At 62.8% G+C, this 18,214-nt stretch carries 16 protein-coding genes; 10 read left to right on the top strand and 6 right to left on the bottom strand.

What is annotated here, in order from left to right:
• Together ACR9ZN_RS12565 and ACR9ZN_RS12560 are read left to right on the top strand one after the other, a co-directional pair.
• The gene (locus tag ACR9ZN_RS12565) at positions 1 to 1,113 is read left to right on the top strand and encodes an ABC transporter permease (protein WP_481272365.1); all 1,113 of its coding nucleotides are present in this window, start codon (positions 1 to 3) and stop codon (positions 1,111 to 1,113) included.
• A gap of 147 nt (positions 1,114 to 1,260) precedes the next feature.
• Positions 1,261 to 2,442, top strand: coding sequence for a mandelate racemase/muconate lactonizing enzyme family protein (locus ACR9ZN_RS12560; RefSeq protein ID WP_454814199.1), 1,182 nt, complete (start codon positions 1,261 to 1,263; stop codon positions 2,440 to 2,442).
• Positions 2,443 to 2,454: 12 nt separating this feature from the next.
• Here the strand turns inward: ACR9ZN_RS12560 and ACR9ZN_RS12555 are convergent, their stop codons facing one another.
• The 4 genes from ACR9ZN_RS12555 to ACR9ZN_RS12540 are packed head-to-tail and all read right to left on the bottom strand — an operon-like array spanning position 2,455 to position 6,416.
• Complete coding sequence (locus ACR9ZN_RS12555; protein ID WP_481272364.1) at positions 2,455 to 3,585, bottom strand: DmpA family aminopeptidase; 1,131 nt, start codon at positions 3,583 to 3,585, stop codon at positions 2,455 to 2,457.
• A 5-nt stretch (positions 3,586 to 3,590) separates the two neighbouring features.
• Positions 3,591 to 4,421, bottom strand: coding sequence for an ABC transporter permease (locus tag ACR9ZN_RS12550; protein ID WP_481272363.1), 831 nt, complete (start codon positions 4,419 to 4,421; stop codon positions 3,591 to 3,593).
• Entirely contained in the window at positions 4,418 to 5,323 is a 906-nt protein-coding gene (locus tag ACR9ZN_RS12545; protein WP_454814197.1) for an ABC transporter permease, read from the bottom strand. Before ACR9ZN_RS12545 ends, ACR9ZN_RS12550 begins: the two co-directional genes overlap by 4 nt.
• Position 5,324: 1 nt before the next feature.
• Complete coding sequence (locus tag ACR9ZN_RS12540) at positions 5,325 to 6,416, bottom strand: ABC transporter ATP-binding protein (protein ID WP_454814196.1); 1,092 nt, start codon at positions 6,414 to 6,416, stop codon at positions 5,325 to 5,327.
• 167 nt (positions 6,417 to 6,583) lie between these two features.
• Between ACR9ZN_RS12540 and ACR9ZN_RS12535 the strand changes: the two genes are divergently transcribed.
• Complete coding sequence (locus tag ACR9ZN_RS12535) at positions 6,584 to 7,660, top strand: polyamine ABC transporter substrate-binding protein (RefSeq protein ID WP_441773927.1); 1,077 nt, start codon at positions 6,584 to 6,586, stop codon at positions 7,658 to 7,660.
• A gap of 28 nt (positions 7,661 to 7,688) precedes the next feature.
• On the top strand, positions 7,689 to 8,543 hold the full coding sequence (locus tag ACR9ZN_RS12530; RefSeq protein WP_441773928.1) for a MurR/RpiR family transcriptional regulator: 855 nt from the start codon (positions 7,689 to 7,691) through the stop codon (positions 8,541 to 8,543).
• Positions 8,544 to 8,683: 140 nt separating this feature from the next.
• Here the strand turns inward: ACR9ZN_RS12530 and parE are convergent, their stop codons facing one another.
• Positions 8,684 to 10,783 carry a DNA topoisomerase IV subunit B gene (parE, locus tag ACR9ZN_RS12525; RefSeq protein ID WP_481272362.1) on the bottom strand — a complete coding sequence of 700 codons (2,100 nt, stop codon included), beginning with the start codon at positions 10,781 to 10,783 and terminating at the stop codon, positions 8,684 to 8,686.
• 228 nt (positions 10,784 to 11,011) lie between these two features.
• Between parE and ACR9ZN_RS12520 the strand changes: the two genes are divergently transcribed.
• The 4 genes from ACR9ZN_RS12520 (at position 11,012) to ACR9ZN_RS12505 (ending at position 13,951) form a co-directional block, all read left to right on the top strand.
• The gene (locus ACR9ZN_RS12520) at positions 11,012 to 11,914 is read left to right on the top strand and encodes a cell envelope integrity EipB family protein (RefSeq protein WP_434956774.1); all 903 of its coding nucleotides are present in this window, start codon (positions 11,012 to 11,014) and stop codon (positions 11,912 to 11,914) included.
• A gap of 118 nt (positions 11,915 to 12,032) precedes the next feature.
• A complete protein-coding gene (locus ACR9ZN_RS12515; protein WP_481272361.1) occupies positions 12,033 to 12,845 on the top strand; it encodes a phosphatase PAP2 family protein in 813 nt (270 codons plus the stop codon).
• A 13-nt stretch (positions 12,846 to 12,858) separates the two neighbouring features.
• The gene (locus ACR9ZN_RS12510; RefSeq protein ID WP_481272360.1) at positions 12,859 to 13,608 is read left to right on the top strand and encodes a glycosyltransferase family 2 protein; all 750 of its coding nucleotides are present in this window, start codon (positions 12,859 to 12,861) and stop codon (positions 13,606 to 13,608) included.
• Positions 13,598 to 13,951 (top strand): lipid-A-disaccharide synthase N-terminal domain-containing protein, encoded by a 354-nt coding sequence (locus ACR9ZN_RS12505; protein ID WP_441773933.1) that lies wholly within the window; start codon positions 13,598 to 13,600, stop codon positions 13,949 to 13,951. Before ACR9ZN_RS12510 ends, ACR9ZN_RS12505 begins: the two co-directional genes overlap by 11 nt.
• Before the next feature lie 120 nt (positions 13,952 to 14,071).
• On the opposite strand, the gene metC is transcribed toward ACR9ZN_RS12505, so the two are convergent.
• Positions 14,072 to 15,262, bottom strand: coding sequence for a cystathionine beta-lyase (gene metC / locus ACR9ZN_RS12500; RefSeq protein WP_481272359.1), 1,191 nt, complete (start codon positions 15,260 to 15,262; stop codon positions 14,072 to 14,074).
• A gap of 746 nt (positions 15,263 to 16,008) precedes the next feature.
• On the opposite strand from metC, the gene ACR9ZN_RS12495 reads away from it, so the two are divergent.
• Together ACR9ZN_RS12495 and ACR9ZN_RS12490 are read left to right on the top strand one after the other, a co-directional pair.
• On the top strand, positions 16,009 to 17,022 hold the full coding sequence (locus tag ACR9ZN_RS12495) for an amino acid ABC transporter substrate-binding protein (protein ID WP_434956769.1): 1,014 nt from the start codon (positions 16,009 to 16,011) through the stop codon (positions 17,020 to 17,022).
• Positions 17,023 to 17,138: 116 nt separating this feature from the next.
• A complete protein-coding gene (locus ACR9ZN_RS12490; RefSeq protein ID WP_434956768.1) occupies positions 17,139 to 18,152 on the top strand; it encodes an amino acid ABC transporter substrate-binding protein in 1,014 nt (337 codons plus the stop codon).
• Positions 18,153 to 18,214: the final 62 nt, after the last annotated feature.

Raw genomic sequence — 18,214 nt, 5'->3', positions numbered from 1 at the left:
ATGGGACTGGTGCGCCTCAGGGCCCTGATCATCAAGGAGTTGCTGGGGATCCTGCGGGATCCCAAGAGCCGCATCATCCTGGTGGTGCCACCCATCCTCCAGCTCCTGGTGTTTTCCTTCGCCGCCACGCTGGAGGTGAAGAATGTCGACCTTCTCGTGCTCAACCGCGACAACGGCGCCTGGAGCCAGGAGCTGATCCGACGCGTCGAGGGCTCGCCCACCTTCCGCTCCGTCCGCCGCACGCAGGATCCCTTAGAGCTGCGCACCGCCATCGACAGGCAGGAGGTCATTGCTGCCATCGAGATCGGCCCAACCTTTTCCCGCGATATCGAGGCGCGTCGGCCGGCCGATCTCGGCCTCGTCCTCGATGGCCGCAAGTCCAATGCCTCCCAGATCGTGGCAGGTTATCTCAACCAGATCACCTCCGGCCTCGGCGCCGACACCGCCCTTGGCAAGGCTGCCGGCGGTCGGGCCATCGACGTGGTCGTGCGCAACTGGTTCAATTCGAACCTGACCTTCCAATGGTTCATGGTGCCCAATCTGGTAGCCGCCATCGCGCTCTTGATCGGGCTGATCGTCACGGCCTTGTCGATCGCGCGCGAGCGGGAACTCGGCACCTTCGACCAGCTCATGGTCTCTCCGTTGCGCACGCACGAGATCCTGTTGGGCAAGGTGCTGCCGCCCATGCTGATCGGGACCTTCCATCTGACCGTTTATATCGTGGCTGCCGTCATGATCTTCGGGGTGCCGCTGCGGGGCTCCTTGCTGCTGCTCTATGGCAGCGCGGTCTTCTATCTCCTCGCCGTGGCTGGCATCGGCCTGTTCATCTCGGCCCTGTCGACCACCCAGCAGCAAGCCATCCTCGGAGCCTTTCTCTTCCTGGTGCCGGCCATGCTGCTCTCCGGCTTTGCCACGCCGATCGAGAACATGCCGGCCTGGCTGCAGCCGATCACGGTCATCAACCCGCTGCGCTATTTCCTGGTGATCGTGAAGGGTGTGTTCCTGCGCGACCTGCCTCTGGAGGCGGTGGTGGCCAACACCTGGCCGATGGCTGTCATCGCAGCCGTTTCGCTGGCGGCGGCCAGCTGGCTGTTCCGCCGGCGATTAGAGTGACCTGCGAGCGCGGACTTCCAGCCCACTCTTGGAAACACTTCGCAGACAGGATCAAGAGCAGACAGGATGTCCGCGCTCCAATGCCCTTGCCAATCACTCCCATCCAAGCCACAGATTCTTCCCCCGCCACCGCCAGGGCCCCATCCCATGAAGATCACCGCCATCCGTGCCACGCCGATCAACCTGCCGATCGAGGCACCCTATTGGTGGTCTTTCGGCTGGCTGCCGGGGTCCTCGCGTTGCGTGGTCGAGGTGGAGACGGACGAGGGCCTCACCGGGCTCGGCGAAGCGGCCTCCTGGCTCGCCTGCGCCATCGTCGAGCGGATGGCGCCTGCCCTGATCGGGCGCGACGCCCACGACATCGCCGGCGCCGAACTCATCTGCCTGCCGAGCTGGCGCGGCGTGACCTCCACTATCGACTTCGCCTCGATCAGGGCTTTCGCCGCCATCGAGACGGCGCTGTGGGATATCAAGGGCAAGGCGGCTGGGCGCCCGCTCTACGACCTGCTCGGCGGAGCCGTGCGCAAGAAGATCGCCTTCGCCGATTATTTCGGCTTCCGCCAGGCCAGGAACGGCAGGGGTGGCGAGCTCACGCCGGAAGCCGTGGCGGAATATTGCGTTGGCCTGAAGGAGCGGTTCGGCACCACCATCTTCGAGGGCAAGCTCTGCACCCGCGATCCGGAGCCCAGCATCGAGGCGCTCCGGCTGATGCGCCGGCAGCTCGGACCCGATGCGATCATCCGCATCGATTCGAACATGGCCTATTCGGTGACCGAGGCCAAACGCATTGCCAGCCGTATCGAGGATCTCGACATCCGCAACTGGGAGGAGCCCTGCGCCACCTTCGAGGAGATGGCGAGCTTGCGCCGGCACACCGCCATTCCGTTCTCCGGACACAATGTCGATATCCAGAAGGCGGTGGCGCTCGGCGTTCCCGATGCCATCGTTACCGACGTCAATGTGCATGGCGGCATCGGTCGCACGGTGCGTTTCATCGGTGCCTGCGAAGCGATGGGCATCGATTTCTGGTGCTACAGCGCCAATACCGGCATCGGCAGCGCCGTCTATCTGCATCTCAGCGCTGCCTTCTCCCATCTGCGCGAGCCCAGCCAGTCGCTGTTCCGCATGCAGCCCTACGACGTGGTGGAAGAAGGCGTCTTCGCACCGATCGACAATCTCGTCGCCGTGCCGGAGGGGCCTGGACTGGGCGTCACCTTGTCGAAAGACAAGCTCGCCTTCTGCCACAAGCTGTTCCTGGAGGAGGGCCCCTACAGCCAGCATCATGACCCGGAGGAGCCGGGCCGCTACAAGAGATTGCCCTTGCGCTGAGAGCGCAAGCCCTCAGGCCAGCCGGCCATAGCGCCGCATCAGCTCCATCAAGGGCGCGTGCGGCAGGGCCTTGATCAGGAAACGATCATGCGGCGTGCCGCCGGCATCCTCGGCGGCGAGCATGGCGTTGACCACGGCCTCCTCGACGCTGTCGACCACGGCGAGATAGGCTGGATCGAGCCGTTCGTCGTTGAGGATCTCGATGCCGAAACGCGGCGGGGCACGGTGCAGCATCGGCCTTGCATTGGCGGTGGAGAAGGCCAGGAAGATGTCGCCGGAATTGTTGCCGCCTGGTGTGCCGTTGCGGCCGATGCCGATGGCGGCCCGGCGCGCCAGGCGCTGGAGCTGGTGCGGGGCGAGCGGCAGGTCGGTGGCGATGACGACGATGATCGAGCCGCGCTCCTGCAACTGGCTCTGCGGCGTGCCGTCGCGAAGGTGCTCGCCGACCGGTACGCCGCGGATGGTCAGCCAGTCGCGCTGGCCATGATTGGCCTGCACCAGCGTGCCGATGGTGTAGGAGATGCCGTCGAGCTCGACGATGCGTGACGCCGTGCCGGTGCCACCCTTGAAGCCATAGGTGATCATGCCGGTGCCGCCACCGCAATTGCCTTCGCGCACCGGACCGGGGGCGGCGGCGTCGAGGGCGGCGCGGACATCGGCTTCGGACACGGCAAGGGCGTTGATGTCGTTCAGCACCCCGTCATAGGTCTCGGCGATGACGGGCATGATCCAGAGGAAATCGTCGCTGTCATAGGTCGAGGCGTAGCGCTCGAGCATCCATTTCACCGTGGCGTGATGCGCCATGCCGATGGCGTGGGTGTTGGTGATCACCACCGGCCCGATGAAGCTGCCGCCATCCTCGATCCAATGCGTGCCGGTCATCTCGCCATTGCCGTTGAAGCGGTGGACGCCGGCATAAACAGGAACCGGCGTCGGCGAGGCCCAATGCGGCAGGATGGCGGTGACGCCGGTGCGCAATGGCCTCTTGCGGCCGGGGCGAGGCTCGTTTTCGAGAAGGGTGGTGAAGCCGACGCCGACCCCTTCCACATCGGTAATGGCATTATGCAGACCCGTCTTGCCCGAAAAGGGCAGGCCGAGGTCGCGGGCGCGGGGCTTGCGCCCGGGAAGATTGGCTTGTGTCATGCTGGTCAATTCTGGCGAGAGCGGAGGTAGAGGCCGAGCGAGGCGACCACGAAGGAGAAGGCAAGCATCATCACGGCGATCGCGTTGATCTCCGGTTTGATGCCACGGCGAAGCATGGAGAAGATGAACATCGGCAGGGTGGTGACGTCGACGCCGGCGATGAAATAGGTGATCACCAGATCGTCCATCGAGATGATGAAGGCGAGCAGCGCACCCCCGACGATACCGGGCAGAAGCTGCGGGAACACCACCTTGCGGAATGTCGTCCATTCATTGGCGCCGAGATCGGCCGAAGCATGCTCCAGCGTCCGGTCCATGCCGGCAAGGCGGGCGGAGACGACGATGAAGACGTAGGAGATCAGGAAGGTGCACTGGCCGATGATGATCGTCTTCAGCCCAAGCTCGATGCCGGCATTGACGAAGAAGATCAGCAGCGCGATGCCGAGCACGATGTCCGGCATCAGCATGGGCATGAAGAGCGAGGCTCGATAGAAGCGGGCGCCGAAGAAGGCATAGCGGTGCAGGGCGATGGCAAGCGCCGTGCCGAAGATGGTGGCGATCGCCGTGGTCGCCCCGGCGATGACGAGGCTGTTCCTGACGGCGCGCAGGAGCTGGTCGGTCAATTCGATATAAAGGGCGCTCTCCGAGATCGCGGTCTTGAAACCGAGGACCTGAGCATACCACTCGGTGGTGAAGCCGCTCCAGGTCATCATGTTCACTGGATTGGCGTTGAACGAATAGACCGCAATCACCGCGAGCGGCACATAGATGAAGGCGAAGAACAGGGCCGTATAGGCGACGAGGCCACCGCGGGCGAGGAAGCGAACGGCTTTCATGCGCCGCCTCCCTGGCCTGCCGCCGCAGGGCGGCGGTTGGAGGTGAAGACATAGACCATCAACAGCACGAGCATCACGCTCATCACCATCATGGCCAGCGCCGAGCCGAAGGGCCAGTTGCGGGCGGACAGGAATTGCTGCTCGATCAGATTGCCGAGCATCATCACCTTGGCGCCGCCGAGAATGGCCGGCACCACGAAATTGCCGAGTGCCGGGATGAAGACGATGATGGCGCCGCCGGCGATGCCGGGGGCGGTCAGCGGCAGGATGATGCGCAGGAAGGTGCGGATCGGTCCGGCGCCGAGATCGAGCGAGGCGCGTACCAGCGTCCAGTCGAGCTTCTCCACGCTGGCATAAACAGGCATGAACATGAAGGGAATGTAGACATAGACCATGCCCAGGATAATGGCGCCGTCGGTGTAGATGAGATCGAGCGGACGGGCGATCAGCCCGGTCGACAGCAGCGCCTCGTTGACCAGGCCCGTCTGGCGCAGGATCAGCACCCAGACGAACAGGCGCACGATCAGGCTGGTGAAGAAGGGCAGGGTGATCAGGAAGAGACAGAAATTCTTCCAGCGCGCTGGTAGGCTGGCGATGCAGAAGGCGGCCGGATAGCACACGATCAAGGCGGTCAGCACTGTGAAAGCGGCGATCTTCAGGGAACGCAGGAAGATCGCGATGTAGATCGGATCGAATTCCTCGAAGGCCGGATTGGCAAAGCCGAGGATGCGCCCGAAATTATCGGGATAGAAGCTCCATTCCACCCCGCCATAGAGGCCCGGAGCGAGGAAGCTTGTGACCATCATGATGGCGAGCGGCACCAGAAAGAAGAGGGCGAGGAAGGCGCTGACAGGACCGAGGAGCAGGGAAAGTTCGACGCGGCGGCGGCTGGCAATGGACATGTCAGATGCTCGCTCCCGGCTCGATGAGGTGGACGGCGCCGGGATCGTAGGAGATCCGCGCCCGGCGGCTTTGCTCGATGGCTCCGACGGCCTCGCGGCGCGTGGCGGGCACTTCGACCACGATCGGCCGGCCCTGGCCCGTGTGCCCGAACAATTCGAAGGACGAGCCCACGAAGACGATTTGCCTGAGTTCGATATCGAGGCCGGGCAGGCTGGCGTCATTGTCTGCCAGGAGGAACTGCTCGGGCCGGATCAGGGCGGTGGCGCTGCCGGATGCCGACGTCCGTGCCGTGCGATGGCGGATCGTCGTGCCGTCCTCTGTCACCAGTTCATGGCCCCGGACCTCGCCCTCGAACAGATTACTGGCACCCACGAAGGTGGCGACGAAAATATTGGCGGGGTGGTCGTAGACGTTGCGCGGCGTGTCGAGCTGCTGGATGCGGCCGCCCGAAAGTACGGCCACACGATCGGACATGGTCAGGGCTTCCTGCTGGTCGTGGGTCACGAAGATGAAGGAGATGCCGAGCTCGTGCTGCAGCGTCTTGAGCTCGATCTGCATGGCCTGGCGCAGGTTCTTGTCGAGCGCCGACAAGGGTTCGTCCAGGAGGACGAGCTTGGGCCGGGCGATGATGGCGCGGGCGAGGGCAACCCGCTGCTGCTGTCCGCCGGATAGCTGGCGCGGCCGCCGGCTTTCGGTGCCTTCCAGGCCGACCATGCGCAGCGCGGCGGTGACGCGCTGCAGGCGCTCGGCCTTGCCGATGCCGGCGATTTCGAGGGCATAGCCGGTGTTCTCGCCCACCGTCATATGCGGGAAGAGAGCATAGTTCTGGAACACTGTGTTGACGGGGCGCCGATAGGGTGGGCGATCGGTGATGTCCTCCCCGTCGATGAGGATACGCCCTGCGTCGAGCTCGACGAAACCGCTGATGGCGTGGAGCAAAGTGGTCTTGCCGCAGCCGGAGGGGCCGAGAAGCGTAAGGAACTCATTGCGGCGCACATCGAGATCGATCGCGTCCAATGCGGTCACGCTGCGTCCCTCCGGCGTGGGGAAGGCCTTGGCCGCTCCCTCTAGCCGGACGATCGAATCCTGCATCTGTCTTCCCTCGAAATGTTATTAAAATAACTCTTGTTATGTTAAGATATTTGGATACCATTTATTGAGTGAAGTCAACGGCCGGCAGAAGCCGTGACCAGCAAAGCGCGATGGGAAACCGGGCCCGGGAGGTCCGTGCCGGGCGCTGCCATCAGAGGAGAATTTGGATGACCAAGACCATTGATACGGCCGGTCGAGGCCGGACGAGACGGCGTGCCTGGTGCGCGGGCCTGGCCTTGTCACTCGCGGCGCTGCTGGCGGCGGGCAGCGCTTGGGCGGAGGAACTCAACGTCTATAATTGGGGCGAATATATCAATCCGGCAGTTCTGAAGAAGTTCGAGGAGGAGACCAAGATCAAGGTCAATCTCTCGACCTATTCCTCCAATGAGGAAATGCTCGCCAAGATCCAGGGCGGCGCAACCGGCTACGACATCGTGTTCCCGTCGGTGCACATGCAGGACATCATGGACAAGCTGGGCCTTTTGGAGAAGACCGATATCGGTTCCTATGAGGGCTTCAAGAACATCGAACCCAGCTTCCTCAGGGCCAAGAGCGATCCGAAGGGCGAATATTGCCTGCCTTATGCCTTCGGTTCGGTCGGCATCCTCTATAACCGCAAGGTGCTGGGCAAGGATATCACCGGCTGGAAGGATCTACTCGCCACGGTGAAGGCGAAGGGGCTGAAATTCACCTTGCTCGACGACATGCGCGAGGTGCTCGCGGTCGGATTGATCCTCAACGGTCACAAGGTCAATTCGACCGATCCGGCCGAATTGCAGCAGGCGGCCGAGACCGTGATCGCCATGAAGCCTGAGGTTGCCGCCTTCACCTATGACGCCCGCCCGATGGTGGGGGCGGGCGACGTCGCGGCAGCGCATTTCTTCATCGGCGCCATGATCGACGTCTTCGGCAACCCCAAGGATCTTGGCTTCGTGATCCCGGAAGAGGGGGCCACCATGTATCAGGAGGATATCTGCGTCCTCAAATCGGCCCCGAACAAGCAGAACGCCATCAAGTTCCTGCAGTTCTACACTCGGCCCGAGATCGCGGCGCTGAATGTCTCGCAGCAGACCAACGGCACGCCCAATCTGCCGGCCCGGCAATTGACCCCCGACAACATCAAGAATAGCAAGGAGATCAATCCGCCGCAGGAAACCATGCAGAGGCTGCAGATCTTCCAGGATCTCGGCCCGGGCATCCGCCAGTTGGACCGCGTCTGGACCAAGGTCAAGACGGCCCAGTGAGGCCGACGACACGCCCTGGGGAGGTGATGTGGCGCAGCGTATCCTCAAGCTCCTGCAAGACGAGGCATTGCGGCGGTCGAAGTCCGACAAGCTGATCGCCAATTATCTCGAACGGAACATCGCCGATCTTCCGTTCGAGACCGCCAAGTCGATCGCCGAACGCCTCGAGCTCTCGCCAATGACGGTGGGGCGCTTTCTCAGGCGCATGGGGTTCGACGGTCTCGACCAGCTCAAGCGTGAATTGCGGCGCGGCAGCTCCAATCCGGCCTGGCAGGTGAAGGGGCCGGTCGACCGCCTGCGCGAGGACATTCGTGGCGGCAAGCTTCTCGCGGGGCTGATCCAGCAGCAGATCGACAATCTCGGCCAGATCTACGGACTGACGACCTCACTTGAATGGCGGCAGACCATCGAGGCCCTGGTCGGCGCGAGCGAGGTCTATGTCGCCGCCTATCAAAATGTACGGGGCATAGCCCAATATTTCGCCAGTCAGCTCTCCTATACGCGGCCGCGCGTGCAATTCGTGGACGGGCTGAACGGAACCTATGCCGAATTGCTCGACGGCTCGGTGAGCGGCAGGCTGCTCTTCCTGCATGATGTCCGCCGCTTCGCCTCTAAGGCACGGCCTTTGGCGATCGAGGCACGCCGCGCCGGCGTAAAGGTGGTCCTGATCACCGACGAGTTCTGCCCTTGGGGCGCCGAGGTTTCGGATATCTGCCTGGTAGTGCCGGGATCCCACGGCCCGCTCTGGGACGGAGCCGCGACGATCACGGCCGTGCTCGACCTGATGCTGAGCAATGTCATCGTCGTGCTGGGCGACGAGGTCAGCGAGCGCGTCGAACAGCTGACGCGGCTTCAGGACATCTTTGGCGATTTCGAGACCTGAAACTTGACGGGCGAATGTCCGGGTGCGCGGACGTCTCGTCCGCCTTTTTTCTGCAAACGAAGCGTTTCCAAGAGCGGACGAGACGTTCGCGCACCGGAGAAGTGCTCCCTTGTCGAGAGCACAGATAATGTTGCTCGGTTTCAGATATCGACGAGTTCGCTGGCGAAGGCGGCCTGTTCCTGGATGAAGGCGAAACGGGCTTCGGGCTTGTTGCCCATCAGGCGTTCCACGGAGCTGGAAGTTTCCGCGCGCTCCTCATCCACCACCATCACCTTGAGAAGCGTGCGCTTCTTGGGATCCATGGTGGTTTCCTTCAATTGCGCCGGCATCATCTCGCCCAGGCCCTTGAAGCGGCCGATCTCGATCTTCTGATTGGCTTTGAAGGCCGATTTTACCAGCTCGTCCTTATGGGCATCGTCACGGGCATAGAGCGATTTCGAACCCTGGGTCAGGCGGTAGAGGGGCGGCGCGGCAAGATAGAGATGGCCGCGCTCGATCAGGCGCGGCATCTGGCGCCAGAAGAAGGTGATCAGCAGCGAAGCGATATGGGCGCCGTCGACGTCGGCGTCCGTCATGATGATGACCTTCTCGTAGCGCAGATCATCGTCGCGATAGTTCGAACCCATGCCGCAGCCGAGCGCCTGGCCGAGATCCTGCAATTGCTGGTTCTGGGCGAGCTTGTCCTTGGCCGCGGCCGCGACATTGAGGATCTTGCCGCGCAAAGGCAGCACCGCCTGGTTGGTGCGGTTGCGTGCCTGCTTGGCCGAGCCGCCGGCGGAATCGCCTTCGACGATAAACAATTCAGAGCCTTGCGCGGCATTGTTCGAGCAATCTGCGAGCTTTCCGGGCAGGCGCAGCTTGCGCGTGGCGGTTTTGCGCGCCACGTCCTTCTCGGCGCGGCGGCGAAGGCGCTCCTCGGCCCTTTCAACCACGAAGTCGAGCAGCTTGACCGCCTGCGAGGGCATGGAGGCCAGCCAATGGTCGAAGGCATCCTTCAGGGCCTGCTCGACGATGCGGCTCGCCTCCGTGGTCACCAGCTTGGCCTTGGTCTGGGACGAGAACTCCGGCTCGCGGATGAACACCGAGAGCATGGCGGCCGTGCAGGCCATCACGTCTTCGGTGGTGAGTTGGTTGGCGCGCTTGTTGCCGATCCGCTCGGCGTGATCCTTCAGGCCGCGCAGCAGGGCGATGCGCAGGCCCGCCTCATGGGCGCCACCTTCGCGGGTCGGTACCGTGTTGCAATAGGAGGAGACATAGCCTTCGTCCTCGGCGAACCAGCCGATGGCCCATTCCACCGAGCCATGTCCCTCAGGCTTGGGCACACGACCGGAGAACATCTGCTCGGTGACGAGTTCCAGGCCCTCGCTGGCCGAGCGCAGATAATCCTCCAGGCCGCGCGGGAATTTGAAGTTCTCCTCCGCCGGCACGTCGCTGTGGCCAACCAGTAGTTCCGGTGCGCATTTCCAGCGGATTTCGACACCACGGTAGAGATAGGCCTTCGAGCGCGCCATTTTGAACAGGCGCTTGGGGTCGAAGACGATGCCGTGCTTGAAGATCTCGGCATCAGGCTTGAAGCGCACCTTGGTGCCGCGGCGGTTGGGGGCGGCACCGATATGCTCGACGGGGCCGAGCGGCACGCCGCGGGCAAAACGCTGGCGGTGAAGTTCGCGCCCACGCGCCACTTCCACCTCCATGAGTTCCGACAGGGCGGTGACTGCGGTGACGCCGATACCGTGGAGACCGCCGGAGGTCTGATAGGCGTCCGAGTTGAACTTGCCGCCCGAATGCGGCCTGGTCATCACGACCTGCAGGGTCGACTCGTCCGGAAATTGCGGATGCGGCTCGACTGGGATGCCGCGCCCATTGTCGGTGATCGAAACGAAGCCGTCGGCGCTCAGCTCGACATCGATGAAGCTGGCGTGGCCAGCCACCGCCTCGTCCATGGAATTGTCGATCACCTCGGCGAACAGGTGGTGCAGGCCGTCGCCTTCCGGCCCGGTCGAGCCGATATACATGCCAGGGCGCATGCGAATGGCTTCGATGCCTTCCAGCACGCGGATGGAGGAGGCGCCATAGGCATCTTCGCTGCTCTTCGCCGCGGCGGGCTTGGAGGTCAGGCCTGCCTTCAAGGCTGCCGCGATCGACTGGGTCGACGGTCGCTTTGCATCGCCGGCCTTGTCGGAGCGGGATTTGGAGAGGGCGGGCTTGTCACTCCCGAACAGATCGGAGGTATCATTCATGCAGTCGGTATCTCGCGAGAATGCGTCTCGCCAGCGCGATTCGCGTTTCGGATCATTATGGCATGTTCGTATCGCGGCCGCGAACGGATCGTAAACGGCTTTGTTGATGAATGTGGAATGGCACGGCCGTCGGGCCTAATTCCGTCACGATTGACAGGCTCTTTGAGCATTGTGGCACGTGCCTCGCTATTTATGGTAATGCCGATTTCTGAAACGGAATTTTGCTTCATGCGGATGACACTTCCGGCCCGTCCGAGGGTCGTGCTTCTTCCGGCCGTGTTCTTCCTGATGGTGCCGGGCATGGCCCTGGCCCAGGACAGCGTTGCCCCCCAGAAGGCGGCGGCGACGGCTGCGATTCCCGCGGTGGCGCCCGTCCCTTTCGTTGCGCATCGGGCCATCTACGACCTCAATCTCGACCGCCGCAAGGACCAGTCGAGCGTCGACAGCATGCGCGGCCGTATCGTGTATGATTTTTCGGGCAATGCCTGCAGCGGCTATGCGCTCAATTTCCGGCAGGTCACAGAAATTGGCCTGAGCGGCGGCGGCGTCAATACCTCGGATCTGCGCTCGACCACTTTCGAGGACGAGAAGGGGCGCAATTTTCGCTTCAATTCGCAGAACTTCACCAATCAGAAGCTGGACGGCAGCGTCGATGGTCAGGCCAACCGGGCGGACAGCGGAACGGTCGGTGTTGCACTGAAGAAACCCAAATCCACAAAATTCGATCTGTCCGATCGGGTTCTCTTCCCCACCGGGCAGATGAAAGCGATCGTCACGGCTGCCCGGGCCGGTGAGCGCGTGTTCGAGAGCCAAGTCTACGATGGATCCGATGGCGGCCAGAAGATCTACAATACGCTCGCGGTGATCGGCGCCAAGATCGGCCCCGACAAGCCGCGCGAAGGCGTCGAGGCCAAGGCCAAACAGCTCGACGGCGTCGACCGCTGGCCGGTGACGATCTCCTATTTCGACCCGAGCAAGAAGGCCGTCGGCGAGGAGACCCCGGTCTACACCATGTCCTTCGAGCTCTATGCCGATGGCATTTCGGGCAATCTGACCCTCGACTATGGCGATTTCCGCCTGAAGGGAACGATGGTCTCGCTCGATTTCCTGCCCCAGACCGAATGCAAGTGAGCGGCAAGATTCAGTATGCCGATCTCTGGATCGGCATGGATGATACCAAGGACGCCGATCTCGCTCAATTCCTTGATGGAGCTGAGAAGACCGCTACGTCTGGCGGGTGTACCACGTCATGAGGAATGCGATCCGTCGGTGGTCCCATACCCAGAACTGGCGTGCGCTTGGCCAGCGCCTGCGGGCGCCGGCGCGCCTGCCGGCACGACCGCTGTTCGGGCAGGTGGCGACACCGGCTGCGATCGCCTTCGGCGGGGTGCTGATCATTGCCTTGATGGTGCTTGCCGACCCGGCGTCCCTGCACATCCTGCCTGAATGGCCGCATCTGGCGGTTCGGGTAGCCCGTATCATCACCTATCTTGGCGATTCCGGCCTTTATCTCATTCCGCTCGGCGTGGCGCTCATCCTGCTCGCCGTGGTCGATCTGGAGTTGCCGCCGCGGCTCGATGCCGCCTTGCGCCAGCTTTGGCTGCAGTTTGCCTTCGCCTTTGCCGCCATTGCTGGAACCGGGCTTGCCGTGAACGTCATCAAGCGTGCCATCGGCCGTGTCAGGCCCCTTCATGTCGAGGCGGGTGCGAGCTGGAGTTTCGAGCCGTTTTCCTGGCGCGCCGCCAATGCCAGCTTCCCTTCCGGCCATGCCACCACGGCCTGGACGGTGGTTGCGGTGATCATCCTGCTATGCGGGCCGCGCTGGCGCCCCTGGCTGTTCGCGCTGGGCGCACTGGTCTGTCTCAGCCGCGTGATCCTCGGCGCTCATTATCCCGCCGATGTGGTGGCCGGTGCCCTGTTCGGCTGGTTCGCCACCTTCTGGTTCGCCGGGTTTCTGGGGCGCCGCGGTCTTGTTTTCCGGCAAAACCACGACGGTGCTCTTGCGTTGCGGGGGCAAGACGCGGCAAAGACGCTGATCGAGGCGTGGCGAGCGCGCCGCTGAGGTCAGAGCTTACATGCCATCACAAGACAATGCGCCCGAGATCAGCGTCATCGTTCCCGTCCGCAACGAGGCCGGCAATGTCGAGCCGCTGATCCGGGAGATCGCGGCGGCCCTGTCAGGCCGAAGCTTCGAGATCGTCTATGTCGACGATGGCTCGAGCGATGCGACACCGACCGAGCTTGTCAGGCTCAAGGGTGAGCTGCCCTTCCTGCGCAGCCTGCGCCATGACGCCTCCTGCGGACAGTCCTGCGCCGTGCGTACGGGCATACGCCATGCCCGCGGTCGCCTGATGGTCACCATCGATGGCGACGGCCAGAATGACCCGGCCTATATTCCCGCGCTCGTCGACGCTCTGAATGCGGCGGGTCCTGCCACCGGCATGATTGCCGGGCAGCGGCTCGGCCGCAAGGATACCGGCTTCAAGCGCTGGCAGTCGCGCACCGCCAACAAGGTGCGGGCCTATGTCCTCAAGGACGGCACGCGCGACACCGGCTGCGGCCTCAAGGCCGTCCGCCGGGAGGTCTATCTCGCCTTGCCCTATTTCGATGCGCTGCATCGCTTCATGCCAGCCCTGGTCAAGCGCGAGGGCTTCGACGTCGGCCATGTCGACGTGGTCGATCGGCCCCGACTGACGGGCGTTTCCAATTATGGTTTCTTCGACAGGCTGTGGGTCGGTATTCTCGATCTCGTCGGCGTGTGGTGGCTGATCCGGCGGCGCAAGCGCGTGCCTGATGTCAGCGGAGGGGGACAGGATGCTGATTGAGTTGTCGAACGCCCTCGGCGGCTACCTTCACAACGTCTTCTATACCAATTTCGATTTCTGGCTGATCCTCGGCCTGTTCGCCCAAGCCCTGTTCACCGCCCGCTTCGTCATCCAGTGGTGGGTGAGCGAACGAGCCGGTAAGAGCGTCATTCCCTTCAGCTTCTGGATCCTGTCGATCGGCGGTGGCGGCCTGCTGTTTCTCTACGCTTTGGTGCGGGCCGACCTCGTCTACATCATCGGCCAGGGCTCGGGCCTGGCGATCTACGTCCGCAACGTCTCCCTGGTGCTCAAGGAGAAGCGCGAGGCGAAGGAAGCCGCAGAGGGGCAGGGCGCCTCAAGCTAATGCCGCGGCTACGCCGGGGCCGGCGGCTGTCTCGGCCAGGCATTCAGACCATCGAAGTGAATGTCGGCACGACCTGGAAGTTGCTGCCGAAATAGCAAGGGGCGGCAGGGTCGCCCGATGCTACCCCCGCGCCGCCCTGAACCGTGCCAGGCCGGCATCGAGGTCGCCGATCAGGTCGGCCACGTCCTCCAGGCCGACATGGATACGCACGCAGGGGCCGCCGGGGTCCCAGCTCGTGGCGCTGCGATAGGTCTTGCAGTCGAAGGGGAGGGCGAGGCTCTCATAGCCGCCCCAGGAATAGCCGAGCCCGAAGAATTTCAGATCGTCCAGGAAAGCGGCGACGGCTTCCATCGGCGCTGGCTGCAGCACGATGGAGAACAGGCCGGAAGAGCCCTTGAAATCGCGCTTCCAGATGGTGTGCCCCGGATCGCCCTCCAGCGCGGGATGCAGGACGCGTTGTACCTCGGGCCGCTTGGCCAGCCATTTGGCCACCCGCAGCGCGCTTTCCTGATGCTGGCGCAGGCGCACGCCCATGGTGCGGAGCCCGCGCATCGCCAGATAGACGTCGTCTGGTGCGACGCATTGGCCGGCATCGCCATGGAAGCTCTTCAGGGCCGGCCAGGCCTTGCGCGAGGCCGAGACCACACCGAACATCGCATCGGAATGACCGACGATATATTTGGTGCCGGCCTGGATCGAAAGGTCGACGCCGTGCCCGAAGGCGTCGAAGAACAACGGGGTGGCCCAAGTGTTGTCGAGCAGCACGGTGGCGCCGTGCCGGTGTGCGATGTCGGCGATCCCTGGCACGTCCTGCATCTCGAAGGTCTGCGAGCCTGGTGCTTCCAGATAGACCGCTTTCGTATTCGGGCGCAGGAGCGCTTCGATGCCGGCGCCCATCAGCGGATCGTAATAGGTCGTCTCGATGCCGAAGCGGCTGAGGACCTTGTCGCAGAGCTGGCGGGTGGGCTGATAGGTGGTGTCGACCATCAAGAGATGATCACCGGCCGAAAGGCAGGAGAGCAGGGCGGTCGAGACGGCAGCCAGACCCGAAGGGCAGAGCACCACGCCGGCACTGCCGTCGAGCGTCTTCAGCGCCTCCTCCAGAGCGTCATTGGTCGGGTTGCCGCGACGGCCATAACTGTAGCGCGGCGTGTGGTTGAGGAGATCCTTGGTCGTCGGTGCCAGGACCGTGGAGCCGTGATAGACGGGCGGATTGACGAAGCCGTGATATTCCGATGGCTCGCGGCCGCCGATGACCAGGCGCGTATTTTCGCCGAAGGTGGCCATCTCGTCTTTGCTGATCTTCTTCATGATAGATTCGATTGAGTCCTGAAACGCTTACATTCGGCCGCGGGCGCCCCTGCGTCAATCTCGGGCCCTGCGACATCTTCCACAGACAGGTTTTGTGAATATTCCGCCGCATTTCACGAATTCCGCTTGACGTGAGCGGCCAAAGCGCTTGCAATCGGTGATAAGGCACGGGTCGCAACTGGCGAAAACAAGCTGGGCGCTTTTGCTGCGTGACAGATCGATACGGGGGACCTTGCAATGACCACTTCAGCACGCATGGCCGGCAGGTCGCCCTTCATCTCCGGCGGGGCCTATCCGGATCGTTGAGCTCGTCATCATACTTCCTCCACGGAACAGCCCGTTCCTCCCGGCCATCGAACCGGGGACGCTCGAAACATCCATTCGCGAACGTAGGAAGAGGTGGCGGCAATTCATAAAAAACACGGCGTTTAGCAGTCTGGCGATGGTTTCAGACCTCGCACTGGCGCCGATAACAAAGATTTGGTTCAAAATGCGTTCCGTAGAAACGTGTTTTGCCCTAAACCGTTGAGGGATTGGCGGGATACGCCGAAAATCGCCCAGATGCGTCGAAACAAGAACTGGCGCGTCGAAACAAGAACTAGAGCCAGAGAGCGCTCCCGTTTGAACGCACTTGGCTCTGGGGACATCGAACCTGCCCGACGGGGCGGCCCGGTTCTCTCTCCGCGGCCCTCCGTGAAAGGGTATTCTCGTTACACTGACAATGAAGTGAACAGGGGCCTCCATCCATGAGAAAGACACTCCTTACCGCTGTAGCCGGCGCGGCGCTGGCGTTGAGCGGGGTCGGCGCGCATGCCGATACGCTCGACACCATCAAGCAGCGCGGCCAGGTGATCTGCGGCGTCAATACTGGCCTGCCGGGATTCAGCGCCCCCAATGAGAAGGGCGAGTGGGCCGGCCTCGATGTCGACTATTGCCGCGCCATCGCCGCAGCGGTGCTGGGCGACGCCACTAAGACCAAATTCGTGCCGGTTTCCACCAAAGATCGCTTCACGGCCTTGCAATCTGGCGAAATCGACGTACTCAACCGCAACTCGACCTGGACGCTCGGCCGCGACACCGCCGGCATGCTGTTCGCTGGCGTGAACTACTATGACGGCCAGGGCTTCCTGGTGAAGAAGTCGCTCGGCGTCAAATCGGCGACCGAACTCTCGGGGGCCTCGATCTGCGCCCAGCAGGGGTCGACCGGCCAGCTCACAATCTCGGATTTCATGCGGTCTCACAATCTGCCCTACAACATCGTCAGCTTCGATACCGCGGATGAAGCCGCCAAGGCTTATGAAGGCGGGCGTTGCGACGTCGATACGGACGATGCTTCCGGCCTCTATTCGATCCGCGTCAAGATGGCCAATCCTGACGACCATGTCGTACTCCCCGAGATCATCTCGAAGGAGCCGTTGGCTGCAGGCGTGCGCCAGGGCGACGACAAATGGTTCAACGTGGTCAAATGGGTGCACTATGCCATGCTGACGGCAGAAGAGACCGGCGTGACCCAGGCCAATGTCGACGAGATGGTCAAGTCGGACAAGCCAGATATCAAGCGCCTGCTCGGCGCCGAGGGTGACTTCGGCAAGCAGCTCGGTCTCGACAATCAGTGGGCCTATCGTATCGTCAAGCAGGTGGGCAATTACGGCGAGAGCTTCGACCGCAATCTCGGCCCCAAGACCGTGCTGAAGATCGATCGCGGCCTGAACAATCTGTGGACCAAGGGCGGCCTGCAATACGCCCCGCCGATCCGCTGACGATCGCAAGACCTGTCCTGGAAGGACTGTTCCGGGGCGGGGCCCGATAGAGCCTGTGCTTGTCGCGGCTTTGTTCGTCCCGCCTCAAACCGGCCATTTATGAAAAGGTTTTATCCATGAAAAAGCAACTTTCCATGGCGATTGCCGGGGCTTTTGTCGCCCTGGGAGTTTCGGTGGCGAGCGCTGGGACGCTCGACACCATCAAGCAGCGCGGACAGTTGATCTGTGGCTCGAATGCCGGCCTTGCCGGTTTCGGCATCCCGAACGAGCAGGGCAAGTGGTCCGGCTTCGACGTCGACTACTGCCGCGCCCTCGCAGCGGCGGTGCTGGGCGAGGCCGACAAGACCAAATATGTGCCGTTGTCGGCCAAGGACCGCTTCACCGCGCTGCAGTCGTCCGAAATCGACGTGCTGCCGCGCAACACCACCTGGACGCTGACGCGCGAGACCGGTGGTTTCCTGTTTGCCGCCACCAATTATTATGACGGCCAGGCCTTCATGGTGAAGAAGTCTCTGGGCGTGAACTCGGCCAAGGACCTCGATGGCGCCACCGTCTGCGTGCAGCAGGGAACGTCTCACGAACTCAACCTGTCCGACTTCTTCCGCGGCATTGGAAAGAAGTATCAAATTCTGACCCTGGCGACGATCGACGAAGCCAAGAACGCCTATGATGGCGGCCGCTGCGATACGTTCACCTCGGACGCTTCTCAGCTGTACGGCGTGCGCCTTGGGCTGAAGAACCCCGACGAACACGTGGTTCTGCCTGAAATCATTTCGAAGGAGCCGCTGGCGATCGCGGTCCGCCAGGGCGACGACCAATGGTTCAACATCACCAAATGGGTCTATTATGCCCTCGTCCAGGCCGAGGAATCCGGCGTGACCCAGGCCAATGTCGACGAGATGCTCAAGTCGGACAAGCCCGATATCAAGCGCCTGCTCGGCGGCGAGGGTGATTTCGGTAAGCAACTCGGCCTCGACAATCAATGGGCCTATCGCGCGATCAAGCAGGTCGGCAATTACGGCGAGATCTTCGACCGCAATCTCGGCTCGAAGTCGCCGCTCAAGATCGAGCGCGGGCTCAACGCCCTGTGGACCAACAAGGGCCTGCAATACGCGCCTCCCATTCGCTGAGGCTGGCGAGTGCCTGCCCTGGAAGGACGACTTCCGGGGCAGGTACGCAGGATTGGCACCAC

This window comes from Labrys sp. HAY1-8F, from assembly GCF_056754975.1.
Note: the sequence above shows the minus strand (reverse complement) of the source record. Positions and strands in the feature narration are given on the sequence as shown.

Bases quoted from the DNA above. Each gene is read 5' to 3' on its own strand.
- ACR9ZN_RS12565 (WP_481272365.1), top strand. From the start codon at position 1: ATGGGACTGGTGCGCCTCAGGGCCCTGATCATCAAGGAGTTGCTGGGG.
- ACR9ZN_RS12560 (WP_454814199.1), top strand. From the start codon at position 1,261: ATGAAGATCACCGCCATCCGTGCCACGCCGATCAACCTGCCGATCGAG.
- ACR9ZN_RS12555 (WP_481272364.1), bottom strand. From the start codon at position 3,585: ATGACACAAGCCAATCTTCCCGGGCGCAAGCCCCGCGCCCGCGACCTC.
- ACR9ZN_RS12550 (WP_481272363.1), bottom strand. From the start codon at position 4,421: ATGAAAGCCGTTCGCTTCCTCGCCCGCGGTGGCCTCGTCGCCTATACG.
- ACR9ZN_RS12545 (WP_454814197.1), bottom strand. From the start codon at position 5,323: ATGTCCATTGCCAGCCGCCGCCGCGTCGAACTTTCCCTGCTCCTCGGT.
- ACR9ZN_RS12540 (WP_454814196.1), bottom strand. From the start codon at position 6,416: ATGCAGGATTCGATCGTCCGGCTAGAGGGAGCGGCCAAGGCCTTCCCC.
- ACR9ZN_RS12535 (WP_441773927.1), top strand. From the start codon at position 6,584: ATGACCAAGACCATTGATACGGCCGGTCGAGGCCGGACGAGACGGCGT.
- parE (WP_481272362.1), bottom strand. From the start codon at position 10,783: ATGAATGATACCTCCGATCTGTTCGGGAGTGACAAGCCCGCCCTCTCC.
- ACR9ZN_RS12520 (WP_434956774.1), top strand. From the start codon at position 11,012: ATGCGGATGACACTTCCGGCCCGTCCGAGGGTCGTGCTTCTTCCGGCC.
- ACR9ZN_RS12515 (WP_481272361.1), top strand. From the start codon at position 12,033: ATGAGGAATGCGATCCGTCGGTGGTCCCATACCCAGAACTGGCGTGCG.
- ACR9ZN_RS12510 (WP_481272360.1), top strand. From the start codon at position 12,859: ATGCCATCACAAGACAATGCGCCCGAGATCAGCGTCATCGTTCCCGTC.
- ACR9ZN_RS12505 (WP_441773933.1), top strand. From the start codon at position 13,598: ATGCTGATTGAGTTGTCGAACGCCCTCGGCGGCTACCTTCACAACGTC.
- metC (WP_481272359.1), bottom strand. From the start codon at position 15,262: ATGAAGAAGATCAGCAAAGACGAGATGGCCACCTTCGGCGAAAATACG.
- ACR9ZN_RS12495 (WP_434956769.1), top strand. From the start codon at position 16,009: ATGAGAAAGACACTCCTTACCGCTGTAGCCGGCGCGGCGCTGGCGTTG.
- ACR9ZN_RS12490 (WP_434956768.1), top strand. From the start codon at position 17,139: ATGAAAAAGCAACTTTCCATGGCGATTGCCGGGGCTTTTGTCGCCCTG.